This is a genomic window from Flavobacterium sp. LC2016-23, from assembly GCF_009674775.1.
GTDB lineage: Bacteria > Bacteroidota > Bacteroidia > Flavobacteriales > Flavobacteriaceae > Flavobacterium.
In genome coordinates this window covers 65080-87560 of the sequence record NZ_WKKE01000001.1, presented here as the reverse complement: position 1 = coordinate 87560, position 22481 = coordinate 65080, and the positions used below count along the sequence as shown (strand labels likewise).

The following is a 22481-nucleotide window of genomic DNA, read 5'->3' as shown; positions in this document are numbered from 1 at the left end:
TTAAAGATATAAAAATGTTTTACTTCCCAAAGTTAACTTTTATTTAGTTGACAAATTTTATTTTATTTGTTACTATTCTAATAAATTCTGTCACTACATTTGCTTTTTTTATCCTTTTAACTGCCAAATATCTGCAACATGAAACAAGAAAAACCACTTATATTAGTCACCAACGATGATGGTATTCTCGCTCCGGGAATCAGAGCTTTGATAAGTGTTATGGAAACCATTGGAGAAGTACTTGTTGTTGCACCGGACAAACCGCAAAGTGCCATGGGACATGCGATTACCATAAACAATACGCTTTATCTGGATAGAATTTCAGGAGAAAATGACACCATCGCAGAATACAGCTGTTCCGGAACTCCGGTCGACTGTGTAAAACTTGCCGTTAATGAAATCCTGAAGAGAAAACCGGATCTTTGTGTTTCCGGAGTAAATCACGGCTCCAACTCTTCTATAAATGTAATTTATTCGGGAACCATGAGTGCCGCGGTTGAGGCAGGAATCGAAGGAATTCCCGCCATTGGATTTTCTTTACTGGACTTTGACTGGAATGCGGATTTCGAACCTATCAAATCTTTTATCAAAAAAATCACCCTGGAAACCCTCGAGAATAAACTTCCTAAAGGAATTGTCTTAAATGTCAATTTTCCAAAATTGAAGAAAAATGAAATCAAAGGAATAAAGATTTGCCGCCAGGCGAAAGCGTATTATGCCCAAAAATTTGATAAAAGACAAACCCCCTTCGGCAAAGATTACTACTGGCTGACAGGGAAATTTGTAAACGAAGATAAAGGGGAAGATACTGACGAATGGGCACTGGAAAACGGCTACATTTCGGTAGTACCTGTCCAATTTGACTTAACGGCCCATCATACAATACAACAACTTAACACCTGGAATTTAAATGAATAAAAAAGAACTGCTCATCGGTTTTATCGTTGGAATTTTTACTTCTCTTTTAGGAAGTTATTTATTTATTACGTTTTTTACCCAATTTGACCTGGCAACAGGATTCAAAACTATTAAAGATCATGGCTATTTAGGAAAAATTATCACTTTGGGAACTATTTTAGACCTCGCCGTTTTTGCCATACTTTTAAAGAAAGACAAAGAATTTATGGCTCGTGGTGTTATCTTAGCTGTGATTGTTCTGGCAATTTCTACTATGTTTATTTAAATCTTATCTTTGCTTTGCAAAAAATTAGTTCTGTTGAAAAAAAGAACACATTCTCAAAAATACGAATATGAAATACTATATAATAGCTGGTGAAGCCTCGGGAGACCTGCATGGCTCTAATTTAATGAAAGCGTTATACAAGGAAGATCCTCAGGCTGAAATTAGATTTTGGGGCGGTGATTTAATGCAAAAAGCAGGCGGAACTTTAGTAAAACACTATCGTGAACTGGCATTTATGGGTTTTATTGAAGTTGTTTTTAATTTAAAAACCATTTTATCAAACATTACTTTTTGTAAAAAAGACATCACAGCCTTTCAGCCTGATGTTCTTATTTTCATTGATTACCCGGGTTTTAATATGCGTATTGCAAAATGGGCCAAAGCGCTTAATTACAAAACGCATTATTATATTTCCCCGCAAATATGGGCCTGGAAAGAAAGCAGAATCAAGGCTATTAAACAAGATGTGGACAAAATGTTTGTCATCTTGCCTTTTGAGAAAAGTTTCTATGAAGATAAACATCAATTTCCTGTAGATTTTGTGGGGCATCCTTTAATTGATGCTATTCAGAACCAACCACCTTTTGATGAAGCTGTTTTTAGAAAAGAAAATCATCTGAGCGAAAAACCAATTATAGCCGTTTTACCGGGAAGCCGTCAGCAGGAAATTACTAAAATGCTGAGCGTAATGCTGAGTGTTGTAGATGATTTTCAGGAATATGAATTTGTAATTGCAGGAGCGCCAAGTCAGGATTTTGAATTTTACCAGCAATTTATCACCAACAAAAACATCAAGTTTATTTCGAATAAAACCTACGATTTACTTCGATCTTCAACTGCGGCATTGGTAACCTCCGGTACGGCAACTTTAGAAACCGCTTTGTTTAAAGTTCCGGAAGTGGTGTGTTACAAAGGAAGTAACATTTCCTATCAGATTGCAAAACGTATTATTACCTTAAAGTACATCTCCCTTGTCAACTTAATTATGGATCAGGAAGTGGTAACTGAATTAATTCAGAGTGAGTGCACTACCAGACGCATTAAAGAAGAATTACAAAAATTACTGGAGCCTGCTTATCGCGATGCACTGCTAAAAAATTATGATATTTTAGAGCAGAAATTAGGCGGAGTTGGCGCCAGCGAAAAAACTGCAAAACTTATTGTAGCTGATTTAAAAAAACAACTTTAAAAGATTTTGTTTTGAAAAAAGTATTTGTTTTCGCCCTATTGTTCATCATTTTTACTTCCTGTAAATCAAGTTCTGCAGCAGTCGTTAAAAATGAATCGAAAAGGGAAAACAAAAATAGAGTGAAGCATTTAATTGATACTGCTACTGATAATCTTGGTGTTCGGTACAAGGCCGGAGGCACAACTAAAAGTGGCTATGATTGCTCGGGATTAGTTTTCACTACTTTCCAGACTGAAAACATTACGATGCCGAGAAGTTCGTACGAACAATCAAAAATTGGAAAAGTGATACCCTTTTATGATGCCCAAAAAGGAGACCTGATTTTCTTTAAAACCAACAAAAGCAGACAAATCAACCACGTTGGGCTTATTACGGAAAAAACGGGCAGTGAAATAAAATTTATACATTCTTCAACTTCAAAGGGCGTTATAATTTCCTCGACTAAAGAACCATATTACCAAAATTCATTTGTTCAGATCAACAGGGTTATCGAATAATTATTTTTCAATAAAATATTATTTTTCTTACAAAAATTTAATACTTTTAAGCCATGAAAGTATTAGATTTCCCGTTGGCTAAAATTACAATTTGTTTTATAACCGGCATATTGGTTTCTTACTATTGGCAACCCACAATTTTCGTTGCTGTTGCGACTATACTAATTACGGAAATTCTTTTTTTAATGCTCTATTTTTTATCCGGAAAAAATAAAAAACTACTCCTTTTTTTCGGAATAAGTACCTGTCTTATTTCATTCTGGCTTGGAATTATTACTTTATTATTCCACACAGACTCCCTTCAGCCATCCAATTATATCCACTATAAAAAAGCTTTCGAAGATGAACAAACTATTTCTTTTACATTAACAGAACAATTGAAAAGCAATAGGTATAACGATAGATATGTTGCATGTTTAAATCATATTAAAAGTAGCATTTACAGGGGTAAAATTATTGTAAACATTCAGAAAGATAATCTTCCGAATACGTTTATTATCGGAAATACCATTCAGACAAAAGCCCTTTTACAACACACAACTGCACCTAAAAATCCGAATCAGTTTGATTATGCTAAATATCTTTCCAATAAGAAAATATATGCGCAGGTCTATATTTCTAAAGCCGAAATAGAGATCAGCAAAAAAATCGAAAAGACTGTTTGGTTTTATGCATCAATGCTAAACTCCCGAATCATCTACAATCTTGAAAAAGCCCATTTCAACAAAACAGAAATGAATGTCGCAATGGCATTGATCTTGGGCCAGCGCCAGGAAATTTCTTCTGATATCATCAGGGATTATCAATATTCAGGAGCAACGCATATTTTATCTGTTTCGGGACTTCATGTGGGTTATATCATGTTATTTATATTGTTTATTTTAAAACCAATCCCCAATACAAGAAAGGGTTCCCTTATGAAATTAATAGCCATTTTGGTATCATTAAGTCTTTTCGGGATTATTTCAGGCCTTTCGCCTCCAGTCTTGCGTTCTGTTATTATGTTTTCCTTTCTGGCGATTGGAAATCATTTAAGACGCGGCAGCAATATTTACCATACCTTATTAATTTCAATTCTTCTGATCTTATTGTTCGAGCCCTACTTTTTGTTCGATGTTGGATTTCAGTTAAGTTATATTGCGCTTTTCTCAATTCTATGGATACAACCGTTACTAAAAGGGATCTGGAAACCAAAAAATAAAATTTCAACTTACGTATGGGAAGCTCTCACTGTTTCTTTTGCCGCTCAAATCGGAACTTTCCCCATTTGTTTGTATTACTTTCACCAATTTCCCTGTCTGTTTTTTGTAACCAATATTCTTATCCTTCCCGTTTTATCTTTTATAATGATTACAGGAATTGTAGTAATGCTAATTTCTGTGTTTACCAGTTGCCCTATTTTCTTAATTAAAATTTTCGAAAAAAGTATTTGCATTCTAAACCTCATTACGCATGGTGTAGCTTCATTAGAATCTTTTGTAATCCGTGATATCGGTTTCAATTTTTATTATTTCCTTGCATTCTATGTCTTAACCATCACTACCGTTTTTTGGTTAAAAAAACCCAGTTACCCTAAATTAGTCGCTGTTTTTATTTCTGTGATTTTTGTCCAGCTATCCTTTATTATAACCAAAAAAGATCTTGAAGAAAAACACGAACTGATTGTCTATCATGCGAAGAAAAAAACCATTATTACGGAACGAAACGGAAAAAAAATCCTTCTTTTCACCAATGAAAATTTCAAAAACAGAGGTTCGGAACAAAACAGCATATCTCTAAATATAATAGGAAATCCTGAATGCATAAAGTCAATAAGCAAAATTAAAAACACCTTCTTTTTTAACAATCAAAAGATATTGTTGATTGACAGTAGCGGTGTCTACAAAAGAAACAGCTGCCCGGACATTTTGATTCTTACACAATCTCCGAAGATCAACTTAGATCGGGTCTTGCTTGATCTGAAACCCAAAATAATTGTATCTGATGCATCAAATTCGTATTCCCTTCAAAAATACTGGAAAATGAGCTGCTCCAAAAAAAGAATCCCGTTTCACTCAACAGACGAAATGGGATTCTACAAATTAAACTAGGAAATTATTATACAGGCCTATTCAAGCGGATTTAAAATCACTTCAGATTGTGATATCCAGCTTTTTGCTCCCTCATTTTTATAGGATAATTTCCCAAGTGCCTGAAACATTGTTTTTCCATTCCTGGTGTTAGCGAAGGCAAAACACACTTCCGGTAATTCGACAATATTAAAAGCATTTTTTAATTTAATGCTTTGCTCTCTTATCTCGCTGGAAGTCTCAGCAGACAGATCAAGTTTTACTAATATGACTTTTTTACGGGACCAATTCTGAAATTCAGGAGTATTAAAAACCTGTATCTGGAGATTTTCAGATGCACCTGTTCCAGTAAACAAAATCAACAATGGTTTTCTTTGTTCTTTACTCAATGCAATAGCATCAGTCACGTTTGTGGTCCAGACTACATTCTGCGCCTTTGTCAAAAATGTAACTAAAAAAAATAGTAGGATAAGTAGTTTTCTATTCATAAACGGGCAGTTAATTAAGTTAACAAATAAAAACTAAATTAGCATAATACACTTAAAAAACAATAGATATTATCATTAAAAACAGAATAAACATAAAGTAAAATGAAATTTATTATTAAAACGATAAATATTTTATATAATAAAAAAAATAAGGGGTTTAAATAACAATAGTTCATTTGCTCTTTTTTAATTGTAAAAAAATATCCCTTTTTACTGAACAGCAAAAAGGGATTCTACAAATTAAACTAAGAAACTTAATTTAAATTTTATTCATTCACTAGGATGCAAAATAGCATCTGATTCTGAAATCCACGATCGCGCACCACCAGGCTTATAAGCAATTTTCCCTAATGCACTAAAAGTAGTTTTATTCTTCCTGATGGAAGCACTGGCATAACATACCTCTGGTAAATCTACAACACCAAAAGCATTTTTTAATCTGAGGTTTTGCTCTTTATCACTTTCAGATGCATTAATATCCGATAAATCTAATTTTACGAGGATAACATTGTCTCTTGACCAGACCGCAAAATCCGGTGTTTTGAATATTTCATTTTGAAGATTATCCGGCACGCCAGCGGCGGTGAATAAAATGAGCATTGGTTTTCTTTGTTCATTACTTATTGCAATTGCATCGGTCATATTAGTTCTCCAGACTAAATTTTGAGACTGCATTAAAAATGAACCTAAAAAGAACAGTAGGGTAAGTAATTTTTTGGTCATATCGATAGGTTTTTGGTTAGATTAGCATAACGAAATTAACATAATATTTTAATTTTCCAATTTTTATTAATATAAAAAATACACTATTTGTTTTTTTTAATATAATTAAATATTAAAACAACAATTAACACAAACACATGTGGATACTTTTTCTTACTAAACAAAAAAACTCCTTACGTCGCTGTAAGGAGTTTTGTAAAAATTTATAAGTGTTTCTTTGTTTTAAGATTTATTTGGATGAACAATTCCTTCGGCAACTGCTAACCACGCTGACGGACCTCCGGCAACATATCCGGTCTGACCAAGGCCTTTAAAATTAACCTTTCCGTCTTTGGCTTCGGCACTTGTAAAGTAAATCGTTGGAAAACCTTGTATTCCAAAAGCTTGCTGTAATTCGTTATTCTGATTTTTCAACTCCGGAGTCTGAGGCGTTCTTCTTGGATAATCCAATTCAACTAAAACAACATTCTGACTTGCCCACTTGGTGAATTCAGGTGTTTTTAAAACTTCATTTTGCAATCTTATACACCAGCCACACCAGTCGCTTCCTGTAAAAAACAGCAACATTGGTTTGTTTTCTTTATTACTTACCGTAATGGCTTCTTTAACATCTGTATACCATTTTAATTCCTGTGCCTGTGAAGTAAAAGCACCAATTATAAACAAGGCTACTAAAAATATTTTTTTCATGATCGTTTTAATTTTTTACAAATCTAAACAAAATTTGAATTGCAAAATGTCGTCTATTTTACTTCTTGCATTAATTTTCTAATAATTGGCGAAACTGCAATTAAAATAACTCCGGCAACAACAGAATAAATCGCCAGTTGATAATACCCTTCTGTATAAGACTGCAGTTTTGAAAGTAAAGTAACGCCCGTATTTGATCTGGATATTTCTGCACCCAGCTTTCCGGCGAATAATTGTCCAAACGCACTGGCCAGAAACCACAATCCCATCATCATACCAAATAATCTTTTTGGCGACAGCTTCGTAATAATCGACATTCCGATTGGCCCTAAACAAAGTTCACCAATAGTCGTTACTAAATAAGCAAAAGTAAACACATTTAAAGAGGCAATACCTTCAGAATTTGCGAAGAATTTCGTGAGATAAAAAATATAAAAAGAAGCTCCCAAAAACAAGAATCCAATTCCGAATTTAATTAAAGTATTAGGTTCAATTCTTTTCTTTCCAAGCCATATCCACAACAGACCAATAAGCGGACTTAACACGACCACAAAGAAGGTATTCGAACTATTATTTACAACATTGGGATCAATGTTAAAAAACAACAGTTTATTACTTAAGTTATCTTTAGCAAAAAGAGATAACGAACCACCACTTTGCTCATAGATTGCATTAAATAACAAATAGAAAAATACAAACAAAAAGGCTGCAAAGAGCTTTTTCTGCAGTTTCACATCCCCTAACTTAATTAGTTCATATGTAAAATAAAGAACAGCAACAATACCGATTGTATACATGAAATAATCTGTATAATCTGTATTTTTCACCATTATGAAAATAAACGGTAAGCTTAAAATTGATATTGCATAGACTGCTATCTCGCGAATTCTTCTCTTACCAGGCTCTAAATTTAATAATGGCGAATCTCCAATTGGGCCTAAGTATTTTTTGGTAAATAAAAACGTAACCAACCCCAAAAACATGACTACTGCTGCAGATAAAAAGCACAATTGCCAGGAATAATATTTACCCAGATAAATACATAAGGCGCCTCCTAAAAGACCTCCCACATTGATACCTGCATAAAACATCCCATAACCTGCGTCTCGCCTGTTATCATCTTCATGATACAATTCCCCTACCATTGAAGAAACATTCGGTTTAAAAAAACCTGTTCCAATAATAGAAAATGCAATACCATAATAAAACATAACCTGTGGCGAAAAGGCAATCAAAAGATTTCCGAGAATCATGACGATTCCACCAAAAAATAATGATTTTTTAAACCCTAATACTTTATCGGCAAAAATACCTCCGATAAAAGTAAAAGCATACACAAAAGCCTGAATGGCCCCGTATTGTAAATTAGCATGTTCATCTTTTAATAAAAGCTGATCTACCATAAAAAATGTAAGCACCCCACGCATTCCGTAAAAACAGAAACGTTCCCACATTTCAACAAAAAACAAATACCACAATTGTTTTGGGTAATTGCCCTTAAAATTCTGAATTTCTTCTAACGTAATTGTTTTCTCCATTTTATCTGACTCCATGCATCATTTTTTTCAAGAATGGAGTCAAAGCAAACAATACAAGTGCCGCGATACCTGTAAGAACCACAAATACCATAAAAAACTCATATAAGTTGTGAATGATAAATCCGGCAAACTCAGGATAAGAAACTGTTACAATCTTTTTTTCTTTGATAATATCTAATTCTTTTACCGTAAATGTGGTGTCTTTTGCCGTAAAATTATTTACAAACTTCACATTTGTCTTTGCTGCCAATTCTTTCTGGCTTTTTATTTCGGCAATATTTTCAATCTTTTTTTCTACATCTAATTTAAATTCTTTAGATTTTTCCTTATCGATTTTGGCAATCTGTAATTTTGCCAAAGCAAACAATTCTGCTCCATTTGCTACCGTTTTATTTTCTAATATTGAGGCCAGGTCGACATTAACTTTCTCCGCAGCTTTATATTTATCGCCTGTTGGAGGCAAAATAGATCCTAAAGTTCCACCCAATGCATAACCTGAAGCGTTAGACAAAAAGAAAACTCCAAATAATAAAGAAGCAAAACGTTTTGGAGATAATTTACCCACCAATGACAAACCAATTGGTGACAAACATAACTCTGCACAAGTATTTAAAAAGTATAACAAAATAAGCCATTTAACCAATAGCAATCCTGAAGTTCCAATATAGGAAACCTGAGTAGCAATCATAAAGAAACTTACTGTAATCATAACTAAACCTATAGCCAATTTCACCGGTGATATTGGTTCTTTGCTTTTTGCTCTTAGATAATCCCACAATACACTAAAAGGAACGGCAAGAACTACAACAAATAGTCCGTTAAAAATCTGTACCATAGATGGCGGCATCTGCCAGCCAAAAAAGTGTCTGTCCGTTTGATTATTTGCAATAAAAGTCAACGAAGAACCTGCCTGTTCAAAAGCTGCCCAAAAGAAAATAATGAAAAACGAAACGATATAAATTACAAAAATCCTATCTCTCTCAATTTTAGTCAGCGAAGAATCAGATATGATCAATCCGGCCAAAGCCAGTCCGCTTGAATAAATCAATGTATAAATTAGATTTTGCCCCAATACATAGTGAAAAAACAAACCTAAAATTACAAATGCAATACCAGCACCAATTAATGCTTTGGTCGAAAAATTAGCTTTTTGTGCTTCTCCTTCTTCAAAATCTTCCGCTACATTTTTAGATGGCAATCCTCCCAAAGGTCTTCCTTCCGGAGATACTACATATTTGTTTTTTAAAACATAAAAAAGTATTGTTCCTAAAAGCATTGCTACAGAAGCCGCTAAGAATCCCCATTTAAAAGCGTGAATATCTCTCACACCACCTGTATCAACAACGTCTCCTAATAATGGGCAGATTGACTGACCTAAGAAAGCTCCAATATTGATTCCCATGTAGAAAATAGTAAAAGCAGTATCCAGTTTTGTTTTTTCCTGTTTTGGATACAAACTCCCCACCATACTTGAAATATTTGGTTTGAAAAATCCGTTACCAAAAACAATCGCTCCTAATCCACAATACATAATAGTAGTTGCCAGACTTAAATTAGTGCCAAAAACACTTCCACTGGTAAACAACAACAACTGCCCAATAGCCATTGTTAATCCGCCTAAAAGGATACAATTTCTGTTACCTAAAAAACGATCGGCTACAAAACCACCCAACATTGGCGTCAGGTAACAAAGTCCAAGGAAACCTCCATAAATTAAAGACGCTTCTTCTTCCTTCATCAATAATGAATTCACAAGAAATAAAGTTAATAAAGCTCGCATTCCATAAAAGTTGAATCGCTCCCACATCTCCGTTCCAAACAATACCCAAAGTCCTTTTGGATGCCCAGTTTTTACTTGAGTTTCTCCCATATTATTCATTATTTTTAAAGGTTAATAAGATTTAGATTATAAATTTTCTTTGATAAAGTTAGTCATTTTATTATAAAGCTGAATTCTGGTTTTTCCGCCATAAATACCGTGATTTTTATCCGGATATATTTGCGAATCAAATTGTTTGTTCGCCTGAATTAAAGCTTCCATCATCTGCATTGAATTTTGCACATGAACGTTATCATCACCGGAACCGTGAATTAGTAAAAATTTACCTTTTAATTTATCAACATGATTTATTGGAGAGTTCTGATCATAACCGCCTGCATTTTCCTGAGGCGTCTGCATGTATCTTTCCGTGTAAACACTGTCATAAAAACGCCAGTTGGTTACCGGAGCAACAGCGATTGCCATTTTGAAAACATCGTTCCCCTGAAAAATACAGTTTGAAGCCATAAAACCTCCATAACTCCATCCGAAGATTCCAATTCTTGACGCATCCACATACGGATAAGCACCGATTACTTTGGCAGCATCAATCTGATCTTCCACTTCGTATTTTCCTAATTGTAATTGTGTTACTTTTTTGAAATCAGCACCTTTAAAACCGGTTCCCCTACCATCCACACAAACTACAATATAGCCTTGTTGCGTAAGCGATAAAAACCAATAGTCATCGGTGTTATTCCAGTCATTATTTACCTGTTGAGATCCCGGACCAGAGTATTGATACATGAAAACAGGATATTTTTTAGAAGCGTCAAAATCTTTTGGCTTTAAAATCCAAGCATTTAACTCATTCCCTTTAGCCGTTTTCAGCACAAAGAATTCTTTAGCAGGAAGATTATATCCTTTCAATTTATCAGCAAGCGCCTGATTGTTTTCGATAACCTGAATTTCTTTTCCTGCTTTTGACTCATTTAAAGTATAAGTCGTTGGTACTAAATTACTGGAAAAAGTAGTAATGAAATATTGGAAATTTGGGCTAAAAGTCGCAACACTTGTTCCTACTTTTGAAGTTAAACGTACTTTGTTTTTTCCGTCTAAGCCAATTCTGTAAATATCTCTGTTAATCGAACCATTTTCAGTAGACTGATAGAAAATAGTTTTTGTTTTTTCGTCGAAACCGTAGTAGGAAGTTACTTCCCAGTTTCCTTTTGTAACCTGATTTTTTAATTTTCCGGCTTTATCATACACATAGATATGATTAAAACCGTCTTTTTCGCTTGTCCAGATAAAACTGTTGTCTTTTAGGAAAGTCAAATTATCCGTAACATCTACATACGCTTTGTCTTTTTCATTCAAAACCACTTTTGCAGCAGCCGTTGTTCCATCTACAAATAACAAATCTAAATTATCCTGGTGGCGGTTCAGCACCTGAGCTGACAATACATTAGCATCGTTTGTCCACTGTAATCTGGCAATATAAAAATCATTATAGTTTCCTAAATCAACTTTTTTGGCTGTATTTGCTGCAGCATCATAAATATGCAATGAAACTACTGAATTTTTCTCTCCTGCTTTCGGATATTTAAAAGTCTCAATTGTCGGATATAAATCTTTATGAAACATGGACATTGAAAATTCGGGAACAGCGCTTTCGTCAAAACGGATATACGCTAATTTTTTACTGTCTTTACTCCAGTCGAATGCTCTTACAAAAGCAAACTCTTCTTCATAAACCCAGTCCGTAATACCATTAATGATTGCATTTTTCTTCCCGTCAGTTGTAACAGCGGTTGCTTTTTTTGAAGCGATGTCGTAAATGTATAAGTTATTTTCTCTGGCGTAAGCTATTTTGGTCCCATCAGGAGAAAAAGTCGGCTCCTGAATTTTGAAGTCAAACAGTTTGGTTAGTGACTTCGAAGTAATATCGTATAAAAAATAATCTGCAGTAAAAGAGTGACGGAAAATTTTAACTGAGTTGCAGGCAATTAAAATCTTTTTTTCTGAAGCATCAAAAGTATAACTGTCAATGCCGTCTGCAAGTTCCTTATGATTTTTGGTATCAATTAAATTCGATACTTTTTTCAGTGTTGCAAAATCATATAAGTCAATTTGCATACTCCGGCTGGCCTGATCTACATTCAATACCGTATACTGATCTGTATTTTTCAGGGATTGAAGTTCATCCATTCCTTTGGCCCGGAAAGCGCCGCCGTAAATATTCTCAACAGTGATTTTTTGTTGTCCGAAAACGGTACCAACTAATAACAAAAATATTACAGTAATTTTACTTGCATTCATTAGAATTATTTTAAATATAAAAAAGAGCCCAATTTTAGTAAAAAAAATAAACATAATACACATTTCAAGTGTTAAATGTTAAAAAAAATAACGATTGCGTACTTTTCAATTTTCAAATAGATTACAAACAAAACCCTATAATTGGTATATTTGCGGCAACATTACTATTTAATATACTGAGAATGAACAACGCCGTTGCCGGATTTTCGAAATTATCCAAAAAAGAAAAAGTAAACTGGATTGCAGAAACCTATTTTTCAACTCCTGAGGAGGCCCTTAAAATAATAGGAAATTACTGGAATTCAGACGACAAGCTTCAACAACTGCACGATGAATTCATAGAAAACACTATTACCAATTTATATATACCACTAGGAGTTGCTCCTAACTTTCTGATAAACGGAAAGTACAAAACCATACCCATGGCAATTGAAGAGAGTTCGGTGGTAGCAGCGGCTTCAAAATCGGCAAAATACTGGTCAACCCGCGGCGGATTTAAAGCAACTGTAATAGATACGCAAAAAATTGGTCAGGTTCATTTTACTTTCAATGGAGATGCACAAAAATTACAATCCTTCTTCGATCAGATAAAACCGCTATTTTTCTCGAATACTCAAAGCATCACTAAAAACATGCAGCAACGTGGTGGCGGAATTCTCGATATTCAGCTCAAAGACAAGCGAAACCTCCTGGAACATTACTTTCAGCTTCATGCTACTTTCGAAACCAAAGACAGCATGGGAGCCAACTTTATCAACTCCTGCCTCGAGCAATTTGCATCAACCTTAAAGGAAGAATTTCAGAATTCTGATGCGTTTGATGAAAACGAAACCCTTAATGTCATCATGAGTATTCTGTCTAATTATGTTCCTAATTGTATTGTCAGAGCCGAAGTTTCCTGTCCTGTTGAAGATTTAACTGAAAAACATATTGCAAATCCACAGGATTTTGCGGAACGATTTGTACAAGCTGTTCAAATTGCCGAAGTGGAGCCTTTTAGAGCGGTAACGCACAACAAAGGCATTATGAATGGTGTTGACGCAGTCATTCTGGCAACCGGAAATGATTTCAGAGCAGTAGAAGCCGGCGTGCACGCCTACGCGGCAAAAAATGGTCAATATGCAAGTTTGTCGCATGCTAAAATCGAAAATGGAATTTTCACCTTCTGGCTTGAAATACCATTGGCCTTAGGTACTGTCGGCGGATTAACTTCTTTACATCCTTTGGTAAAGTTATGTTTAGAGATACTCGAAAAACCTTCAGCAGAAGAATTAATGCAAATTGTTGCAGTTGCCGGACTGGCTCAAAACTTTGCCGCTTTGCGTTCGCTGACGACAACCGGAATTCAGGAAGGTCATATGAAAATGCACCTAAACAACATCATCAATCAATTTGAAGCTACTGAAGAAGAGCGTCATTTAATTAAATCTCATTTTAAGAAAAATGCGATTTCCCATAGTGCCGTAGTGGAATTTATCGAAAATCTTAGAAAATAAAATAAATAAAAATTTCAAGTATTAGAGCTTCTGAATAAATTCCAAATCCCAATTGTTGGAATTTGGAATTTACCCTGAGGCTTCGGAATTGGAATTTATTTTAAAATTGAAGCATGAAAACAACCTATTATAGTAACGGAAAACTATTAATTACAGGCGAATATTTAGTTTTAGATGGTGCAGAAGCACTTGCTTTACCAACTAAATTTGGTCAGAATTTAATCGTTGAAAACGATTCTGTTCCCGGAATTCAATGGAAAAGTTTTGATTTTGATGAGCACATCTGGTTTGAAGACACGATTACCTTTTCTGAAGTTATAAACAATACCGGATCTAAAATCGAAAATGTAAAAACGACATTAATCAGTATTTTACATGAAGCATATCTGCTCAACCCTGATTTTATTGATTCTGCAAAAGGATACAAAGTAAACACGCACCTTACATTTCCCAAAAACTGGGGACTGGGAACCTCCTCTACTTTATTGAACAATATTGCACAATGGACTAAAATCGATGCTTTTACTTTGCTCAAAAACAGCTTTGGAGGCAGTGGTTACGACATTGCCTGCGCTCAAAACAATACTCCTGTTATATACCGTTTAGATCAGAATTTGCCTGTTGTAGATACTGTTGATTTTAATCCTGATTTCAGAGATTATATTTACTTTGTTTATCTTAATAAAAAACAAAATAGCAGGGTTGCCATAAATGCTTATTATAATAACAAAAATGAGCATTTAGCAAAAAATATTGCAGACAATGATAAAATAACAGAGACAATTGTAAATGCTAAAACGCTAAAAGAATTTGCTTCCGCTGTCGAAAAACATGAAATTCATTTAAGTACTATCTTAGAATTACAAACTATAAAAGAGATTGCTTTTTCTGATTTTAATGGTGTCGTTAAGAGTCTTGGAGCCTGGGGAGGCGATTTTGTTATGGCAATATCGAAAGAAAATCCGAAGGACTATTTCGCTTCAAGGGGCTATGAAACTATTCTTTCGTATGACGAAATGATCTTGTAGGTACATCATTTGTATTTTAAAATAAAAAGTTTTTTTAATAATTTACTTTTTTATTTTTAATATGTTTCGTTTCGAGGCGCCGGACTATCTGATTTTCCTGCTCATTCGAATCAACAACAGAATTGGACTCGATAAGAGTGTTATGTAAACGCTCTGCCATCTTTTCTATACTATTGGTAATTGAATCGTAGACTACTTCCATCCTGCGGTGCTTTTCTTCTTTTACCGCTTTTAAAACATCCTCAACAAAAATCTTGTCGTATTTTTCAGCAACAGAATCACGCGTATTGGTCAATCTGATCACATTATCGTGTCCCAGTATGGTTACTTTAAAGTGCTGTTCTTCGTTGCTTAAATAATACTTCCCTCCCAATTCATCACAATTAATGTCAGTACTGCCGACTTTTAATAGTTCAGTGATGATTCCAAAAATATGATTTTCAATTTTGGAATATTCTCTGGGTTTCTTTTTAAACAACTTAAACATAAAAACCATTAAAGACCTGATTATTAAAGTATTTTTTCATCATAGCTCTTTTATTTTATTAAACCTGTTTAATGTTTTATACCATTTGCTAAAACAAAAATTCAGACAAATTAACATTAATATTTTGAAAAAGCCAAATTTTTTAGATTGTATTTCTATAATTCTTATATAATTAAACAAAATTTGAATGATATTTATTACAAATAAAACCTGCTAAATAAATCGAAATAAAAAAGCCCGAAACATTCCAAAGAACATTTCGGGCTAACTATTTTTATTTACGTACTACACTCTGAACCTAGTAGTTAAACTGTAACCTGTTATCTTCAATTTTTGCATTGTTTTTTAACGCTGGTAATATTCTGCTTGCATCAGATGCGCTTTGTGCTTTCACTTTTGCAACATATTCAGCATGATTTGGTATAGCCGGCGCTTTTACTACGCTAATAGTTTTAACAACATAAACACCTGTATTTCCTTCGATTGGAGCAGAAATTTTATTAGCAGCTAAAGCGAATGCATTCCCTACCACTTTTGGCTCTTGTCCAACTCCTCCTGGAAGAACCGGATTGTCCATAGTTACATTAGTAGCCTGCTGAACAGCAACACCAGCACTTTTAGCAATTGCTTCAAGGCTTGAACCTGTCATTTTAGCTTTTAACATTTCAGCTTTTTTCTTGTTTTTTAAGATTGGCTCAACATAAGGTCTTGCTAAATTTACAGATACTAAACCAGATTTGTTTTCGCTTTTGTATTGTGCAATTACGTGCCCAATATTAGCCAATTCAAATCTTTTCACATCCCCTTTGTTTGTTTCTTTGTCAAATGCCCATCTTACAATGTTACGTTGGTTTCCTAAAGGACCAAACGCTTCATCCATTGCTTTTGCCGTTACCGGCGCAGCAACTTTCAAACCTAATTCTTTTGCCGTAGCATTAAAATCTTTATCAGCAGCTTCCATTTCAAATTTGGTAGCCAAAGTAAATACTTTATCAGAAGTAGCTTCAGAAGGCTCAATTTTCTGAGCAATTGTAGCTAAACGAATTCCGTCTTGTTTATCTGTAATTTTGATAATATGAAATCCGAAAGGAGTTTCAACTAAACCAATTTTACCAATTCCGTTGCTGAATACAAAGTCATTGAATGGTTTTACCATCTGGTTTGGACCAAAATAACCTAAATCACCACCTTGTTGTGCAGATGAATCATCAGAGCTTGTAAACGCCAGCATCATAAAGCTGTCCGGATTTGCCTGAACCTGAGCCAGAATTTCTTCTGCTTTGGCTTTAGCTTCTTCTTTCGTTCTTTTTTCTTTTGTATTTGGAGTCTGAGATCCTGTATATCCGATTAAGATATGACTTGCTTTTGCATTAACTCCCGCTTTAAATCCCTGAGATTTAGAAATACAGTAGTATTTACCATAAACATAAGGTCCGTAGATTTCACCCGGCGCTAAACTGAATAATTTATCAGCATCAACTGCAGGCAAATTATTTTTAGCAATATAAGTAGAATCATAAGGAATATCAGAATTTGCATTTACAAATTCAGCAATGTTCGTTGCATTTCTGAAACCTGGCAAAGTATCATTTTTACCTGTTTTAGCATTGTAAACAACACTTCCTGATAATAATCCAGTGATTTTAGCTTTGATTTCAGCTTCGTCTTCTTTTGACGGTTTGTCTTCTACTAAAACATATTGAATTTCACGAGTTTCATCCGCTTTGAATTTTTTCTCGTTTTTCTTCATATAATCAACAATATCTGAATCAGAAATTTTCACTTCGCTGTCTTTAATAGAAGAATACAATCCGGCAGCATAACCAAAGTTTACTTTGTTGGCTTCCATTTCATATTTCAGTTTTCCTTCACTAGCAGTTGTGTAAAGTCCTGATTTTACTAAAGTATTGTAGATTTGAAATTTTGCGTTTAAAGTAGCATCTTTTTCTTTCTCAGAAATATATTGTGCCGCTTCAGGATTAGCTTTAAAGTACTCCTTGAATTTAACGATATCAAACATACCGGCTGCATTCAGGAACATTGGGTTTTTACCAATATTCGGATCTGCTTTTAAAACTTCCAAAAGGTGTTTTTCACCTACTCTCAATCCTAGTTTATCAAACTGAGATGACAATAAAGCGATTGAAACCTCCTGGTCCCAAACTCTGTTTGCAGCTTCAGTGGAAGAAATCCCTTGTCCACTTTTTTCAACATTACTAACTTTAACTCTAAAGTCTTCAAATGAAATATCTTTTCCATCGATGCTTCCTACATCTTTTGAACTTTGACCGAAAGTCCCTCTTGTGAACAGATCTTGTATTATAAATGCAAATAATGCAAGTGCAATAACTCCTATCAATAAAGCGGAACGCTGTCTAATTTTTGCTAAAACTGCCATTTTTATTATCGTTAATTTTTATATTCAGTTTGCGAAAATACAATTATCTAGTTAATAACAATACAACTAGTGTTTTATTTTGCACATTTTTTTTTAATTACTAAAAAAATTACTCTTTTATAGTCATTTTTACCAATTCAATTTTCTTGTTTGTGGCTTCCTCTATTACAAAATAGTAGCGTCCAATAACGATTTCTTCGCCTTTTTGCGGAATATCCTTGGTGGAATTCACGATGAAACCACCTAAAGTCCCGTAGGAATCTTCTTCAGGAATAGCCAGTTTATAAACTTCATTCAGATACTCTACATCCAGTCGTGTCGAAAACAAATATTTACCTTCTCCCAGTTCCTGTTCTATCAGTTCTTCGTCTAAATCGTGCTCATCTTCTATTTCACCAAAAAGCTCTTCTACGATATCCTCGATGGTTATTATACCTGAAGTTCCTCCGTGTTCGTCCAGCACCACAGCTACATTTCTCCTTTTTTTGATCAGCAGGTTCAGGGCATCTTTTATCGAAATGGTTTCCGGAACAAACTCAACGGTCATCAAAACAGATTTAATTGTTTTCGGCTTTTTGAACAAGTCAAAAGAATGCACGTAACCTACAATATCATCGAGCGAATTTTGGCTCACTACAATTTTAGAATAGCCGGTTTCTACAAACAAATCCTTAAGTTCCCCAACACTGTCAAATAAATCTATATCGACAATTTCTGTACGGGGCGTCATAATATCACGTGCTTTTACACCTGAAAACTCTAAGGCATTTTGAAAAATCTGAATTTCGGAATCTACTTCTTCATTATCTTCAACAGAACTCATTTGCTCGGTGATATAATTGCCCAGTTCTATTTTACTGAAGTACAGCTGCACCTGATCTCCTTCTGTTTTGAAAAACTTCCTTAAAATAAAGTCTGAGATCCATATAAAGAAGGTTGAGATATAGTAAAATAATCTATAAAACAGATAGGCCGGAATGGCAAAAATCCGAATTAATGAATTGGCATAAATCTGAAAAAAAACTTTGGGAAAAAATTCTGCCGTTATTAAAACGATAAAAGTAGAAATGACGGTCTGGATCAATAAACTTGTAAGATCCGAAAAATGCTGTCCAAATTTAGGGATTTGAGCCAGAATCAGATCTCCCATAAAAAATCCGTAAACTACAAGTGCCACGTTGTTACCAATAAGCATTGCAGCAATAAACTTGGAAGGATTCTCTGTAAGTCTGGTCAGGATTTGGGAAACAAAATTGTCTTGTTTTTTTTCTATTTCAAGATAAATTTTGTTCGAGGAAATAAAAGCTATTTCCATTCCTGAAAAAAAGGCTGATAGTATTAAACATAGTATTATAATACTAATCTCCATTTTTTATTGTTTTTTATAATGATCGTCAAATCTTTTCGCATATTTTCTTCTGAAGAAAAACATAAAAATACTAACGCCGGCAATTATAAAACTTAACCACGGATTAGTCGCAGGATCATTTAACTTTGTAATTCCGTCATAAATAAACGCAACTGCAATTATTAAGTAAACGTATTGTGTATATTTTAATATGCCCATAATATGTATTTATTCTTCGGCTTCTAATTCGCCTGTTATTCGCTGTGAATTGATTACTTTAAAGTCTTTACTAAAATCTATTCCCTGTCCGTAAGAAACTCCTTTTGCATCGGTAAGCTTAAATTTTCTTTCCGTATAAAACCATTCGTTCTTCTGATCAAAATACAATTGCTCTGTTTCAAGCATCTGACCTGTTTCTGAAGTAATTTTCACCTTTCCCTGCAGGTCAATAATTCCAGTTTGTTTGTACGAAACCGCATAATTGGACCGGATAAAAGTACGCTTTTGTTTTTTATCATATAAGGTAACATCGATGCCTTTGGGAAATTCTGTAAACGGGAATTCAAGATTAGAATAATCCAGCATTTTTGAACTGATCAGTACTCCGGTTATGCGTCCGGAATCTGTATATTTTATATTAACGGTATCGGCGTCACTTCCGGGAACAAACTCTGAAAAGTTAATTTTCTGAACTTCTTTAAAATTACTTTCGCACCCAAAAAACATTGTCACAGCTAGCACTGTGACAATGGTTATTATATATTTCTTTGGTAAATTCATTTGCCAAATGTAGTAAATTGTAATGAGCTTAAAAAAATAGTAAGCTCTTCTTAGTTGTATTTACTTTTCACGAACCATTTGTCGTTGAAAGAAAAACCTATACTAAAGTTCAGATAATTTTCCTGAACCAAACCTGAAGTAGTCGTTCCTCTTTTACCAAACTCAACTCCAAAATTCACATTTGAAAAAGATCCTGTAATCGGGAAACCTGCACCTAAACTCATACCTACATCATTAACTGATTCGTTATTTATGATTAAACCAATTTTTTCGTATTTAAGACCTGCTCTGTAGGTGATTCTGCTAAAATAACTTGAGAAAGAAGTATAGTTCGGAATATAATAACCTCCAATAGCGTATTTGGCATATTTTTCATAACGCACATCGTCTACTGTATTGTAATGATTATTCAGTTTTCCATCTCCCTGAAAAGCCAAAGTAGTACCAATCAACCATTTTCTGGCTTCTCCAATACCGGCTCCAATGGTAAATTTACTAGGCAATTTCAAGTCGGTTGAAGTAACAGGATACGTATATGGATCTGCATCACCATCAACCTGAACAGTTCTGGTATTATCAGAATTTAAATTACCGGAAAAATTATAGCTCAGGCTGGTATATAAATTCATTTTCTGATAAATCCTGGTTTGATACATGGTACCAATGTTAAACGTAGCACCTGATATTTTAGAAATATTCTCTTCTCTGGTTGCATTTTGAACATCTGTTACAAGTTCTATACTGGTGGTCGTAATTTTACCAAAATCATATTGCACATCTGCTCCAATGTTCCATTTCGGCGTAATTTTATAGCCTAAACCAAAGAACACTTTATTAACGCCTCCTTTTCCTTCCAGCTGACTGCTTACAGCATTGGGAGTATCTGTATTATCATTTGCAATTCTATACCCTACAGCCGACAAAGGAACCAGACCAAATGCTGCTCCGAATTTCCCCATAGGAATTCCCACTGCCAGATAATCAAAAGTTGATCTTTGTGCTTTTGAAGTTTCTCCTTCTGTTTTAATCTTAGAAGTTCCAAAAGTTCCTCCTACAGAAAAAGTCGTTTGTCCCAAACTGGCATAACTTGCCGGATTTTCAATATTCAAATGTATACTATCCTGTTCTACCGCAACACCTGCCATAGATCTGAATTCAAGAGTTCCTTTGAACTTTACATCTCCAATTCCGTAAAAGGAATATGGGGAAGCAGTACCTTGTTGCGCGAATGAAACGAACGATATAAGTAAACAGGTACTTATTATAATTTTTTTAATCATTGTCGATTTTATATTGAAATGTTTGGCTCAAACTTTCCAGAAGGAAATTTGAATTGGCAAATATGGTATTTTTTAATCGTTTAGCCAAAAAATCTGCATCGCCACCCGTTAAAATTATTATAAAATTTGAAAAGTTTGCCCGATATTCATCGATAAAACCATCAATCTCATAGACGAACCCATTCACAACACCAGAATGAATCGCCTCTTTAGTGGAATTCCCTATATAGTGTTCCGGCGACTCCAAAGTCAGCAAAGGCAGTCTGGCCGTGAAATTGTGCAAAGCCTCATAACGCAATCTTAAGCCAGGAGAAATTGCTCCGCCCAGATAATTGTCCTTTTCGTCGATAAAATCGTAGGTAATACAAGTTCCTGCATCAATTACTAATCTGTTTTGTTTTGGAAACTGCAAAGTGGCACCCGCAGCCAAAACCATTCTGTCAATTCCTAAAGTTTTTGGGGTTGCATATTGATTGGTGAAGGGAAAAATATCTTCATGTGTTAAAAAATGAATATTGAGTTCCTTTTCGAAAGCCAAAAAAGACTGTTTTTCGATATTTCCGACCGAAGCAACGACCAAATCGGAACAATTTTGAAATTTTTTTAAAATTTTTTTAATTTTTTTTTCAAGCTCATTTTTCTCAAAAACAAAATTTTCAACAACAGTACTTCCCTCAAAGACAGCAGCTTTAATTCTGGTATTACCAACATCAACAGTTAAAATCATGTTTACTTTTTTATAAATGCAAAGATACGAATTGATTTTTTTTAAAAAATGTTTTGGATAAACGAAAAATGATTCTATCTTTGCACCCGCAATCAGCACGGTGCCTTAGCTCAGATGGTAGAGCAATGGACTGAAAATCCATGTGTCCCTGGTTCGATCCCTGGAGGCACCACCGTTAAAACCCGAATAGAAATATTCGGGTTTTTTGTTTTTAATATCTTTTGACAAATGCATTACTTATATATTCTCTATTCCGATTCTTGCCAAAAGTTTTACCGCAGAGTACGCAAAGATTTACGCAAAGGTTCGCAAAGTTAGTTTAAGCTTTGTGAACCTTTGCTTTTTTTCTTTGGTGCATGATTAAAACTTCTTTGATTTACAACTTTTAATAAAACCTTTGCTCCAGATAGCTATCGGGATTGTGCAAACCTTCGTCCTTTGCGGTAAAAAAACATCTTATTTGTAAACTTTTAATTACCAAA

Annotated in this window: 20 protein-coding genes and 1 tRNA gene; 8 read left to right on the top strand and 13 right to left on the bottom strand. The window is 34.3% G+C overall.

Annotated features, from left to right (window positions below):
• Nucleotides 1-138 precede the first annotated feature (138 nt).
• The 5 genes from surE (at nt 139) to GJU43_RS00380 (ending at nt 4959) form a co-directional block, all read left to right on the top strand.
• A complete protein-coding gene (gene surE / locus GJU43_RS00400) occupies nt 139-918 on the top strand; it encodes a 5'/3'-nucleotidase SurE (RefSeq protein WP_154338895.1) in 780 nt (259 codons plus the stop codon).
• Entirely contained in the window at nt 911-1183 is a 273-nt protein-coding gene (locus tag GJU43_RS00395) for a hypothetical protein (RefSeq protein ID WP_154338894.1), read from the top strand. The genes surE and GJU43_RS00395 overlap by 8 nt, the downstream gene beginning before the upstream one ends.
• Nucleotides 1184-1250: 67 nt before the next feature.
• The gene (lpxB, locus tag GJU43_RS00390) at nt 1251-2372 is read left to right on the top strand and encodes a lipid-A-disaccharide synthase (protein WP_154338893.1); all 1122 of its coding nucleotides are present in this window, start codon (nt 1251-1253) and stop codon (nt 2370-2372) included.
• Nucleotides 2373-2383: 11 nt separating this feature from the next.
• Entirely contained in the window at nt 2384-2869 is a 486-nt protein-coding gene (locus tag GJU43_RS00385; RefSeq protein WP_154338892.1) for a C40 family peptidase, read from the top strand.
• A gap of 53 nt (nt 2870-2922) precedes the next feature.
• Nucleotides 2923-4959: a ComEC/Rec2 family competence protein gene (locus GJU43_RS00380; RefSeq protein WP_154338891.1), complete on the top strand. Its 2037-nt coding sequence runs from the start codon at nt 2923-2925 to the stop codon at nt 4957-4959.
• 17 nt (nt 4960-4976) lie between these two features.
• On the opposite strand, the gene GJU43_RS00375 is transcribed toward GJU43_RS00380, so the two are convergent.
• The 6 genes from GJU43_RS00375 to GJU43_RS00350 form a co-directional block, all read right to left on the bottom strand.
• Entirely contained in the window at nt 4977-5426 is a 450-nt protein-coding gene (locus GJU43_RS00375; RefSeq protein ID WP_154338890.1) for a thioredoxin family protein, read from the bottom strand.
• Nucleotides 5427-5696: 270 nt separating this feature from the next.
• On the bottom strand, nt 5697-6149 hold the full coding sequence (locus GJU43_RS00370; protein WP_154338889.1) for a thioredoxin family protein: 453 nt from the start codon (nt 6147-6149) through the stop codon (nt 5697-5699).
• Nucleotides 6150-6371: 222 nt separating this feature from the next.
• On the bottom strand, nt 6372-6839 hold the full coding sequence (locus GJU43_RS00365; RefSeq protein WP_154338888.1) for a thioredoxin family protein: 468 nt from the start codon (nt 6837-6839) through the stop codon (nt 6372-6374).
• A gap of 53 nt (nt 6840-6892) precedes the next feature.
• Nucleotides 6893-8377: a peptide MFS transporter gene (locus GJU43_RS00360; RefSeq protein WP_154339099.1), complete on the bottom strand. Its 1485-nt coding sequence runs from the start codon at nt 8375-8377 to the stop codon at nt 6893-6895.
• A 1-nt stretch (nt 8378) separates the two neighbouring features.
• A complete protein-coding gene (locus GJU43_RS00355; RefSeq protein WP_229654977.1) occupies nt 8379-10247 on the bottom strand; it encodes a peptide MFS transporter in 1869 nt (622 codons plus the stop codon).
• 36 nt (nt 10248-10283) lie between these two features.
• Complete coding sequence (locus GJU43_RS00350; protein WP_154338887.1) at nt 10284-12455, bottom strand: S9 family peptidase; 2172 nt, start codon at nt 12453-12455, stop codon at nt 10284-10286.
• Nucleotides 12456-12637: 182 nt separating this feature from the next.
• On the opposite strand from GJU43_RS00350, the gene GJU43_RS00345 reads away from it, so the two are divergent.
• Together GJU43_RS00345 and GJU43_RS00340 are read left to right on the top strand one after the other, a co-directional pair.
• Nucleotides 12638-13951, top strand: coding sequence for a hydroxymethylglutaryl-CoA reductase, degradative (locus GJU43_RS00345; RefSeq protein WP_154338886.1), 1314 nt, complete (start codon nt 12638-12640; stop codon nt 13949-13951).
• 113 nt (nt 13952-14064) lie between these two features.
• Nucleotides 14065-14979: a GYDIA family GHMP kinase gene (locus GJU43_RS00340; RefSeq protein WP_154338885.1), complete on the top strand. Its 915-nt coding sequence runs from the start codon at nt 14065-14067 to the stop codon at nt 14977-14979.
• Between the two features lie 34 nt (nt 14980-15013).
• On the opposite strand, the gene GJU43_RS00335 is transcribed toward GJU43_RS00340, so the two are convergent.
• The 7 genes from GJU43_RS00335 to GJU43_RS00305 all read right to left on the bottom strand — a co-directional run bounded on the left by GJU43_RS00335 (nt 15014) and on the right by GJU43_RS00305 (nt 21999).
• On the bottom strand, nt 15014-15466 hold the full coding sequence (locus tag GJU43_RS00335) for a hypothetical protein (RefSeq protein ID WP_154338884.1): 453 nt from the start codon (nt 15464-15466) through the stop codon (nt 15014-15016).
• Between the two features lie 298 nt (nt 15467-15764).
• Nucleotides 15765-17864 (bottom strand): peptidylprolyl isomerase, encoded by a 2100-nt coding sequence (locus tag GJU43_RS00330; protein WP_154338883.1) that lies wholly within the window; start codon nt 17862-17864, stop codon nt 15765-15767.
• Nucleotides 17865-17973: 109 nt separating this feature from the next.
• Nucleotides 17974-19233: a hemolysin family protein gene (locus tag GJU43_RS00325; RefSeq protein WP_154338882.1), complete on the bottom strand. Its 1260-nt coding sequence runs from the start codon at nt 19231-19233 to the stop codon at nt 17974-17976.
• A 3-nt stretch (nt 19234-19236) separates the two neighbouring features.
• Nucleotides 19237-19431, bottom strand: a complete 195-nt coding sequence (locus GJU43_RS00320) for a hypothetical protein (RefSeq protein ID WP_154338881.1) — start codon at nt 19429-19431, stop codon at nt 19237-19239.
• Nucleotides 19432-19440: 9 nt separating this feature from the next.
• A complete protein-coding gene (gene lptC / locus GJU43_RS00315) occupies nt 19441-19992 on the bottom strand; it encodes an LPS export ABC transporter periplasmic protein LptC (RefSeq protein ID WP_154338879.1) in 552 nt (183 codons plus the stop codon).
• 50 nt (nt 19993-20042) lie between these two features.
• On the bottom strand, nt 20043-21272 hold the full coding sequence (locus GJU43_RS00310) for a hypothetical protein (protein ID WP_154338877.1): 1230 nt from the start codon (nt 21270-21272) through the stop codon (nt 20043-20045).
• On the bottom strand, nt 21265-21999 hold the full coding sequence (locus tag GJU43_RS00305; RefSeq protein WP_154338875.1) for a type III pantothenate kinase: 735 nt from the start codon (nt 21997-21999) through the stop codon (nt 21265-21267). The genes GJU43_RS00310 and GJU43_RS00305 overlap by 8 nt, the downstream gene beginning before the upstream one ends.
• A 99-nt stretch (nt 22000-22098) precedes the next feature.
• Between GJU43_RS00305 and GJU43_RS00300 the strand changes: the two genes are divergently transcribed.
• Nucleotides 22099-22171: transfer RNA gene (locus GJU43_RS00300), tRNA-Phe, on the top strand.
• Nucleotides 22172-22481 lie beyond the last annotated feature (310 nt).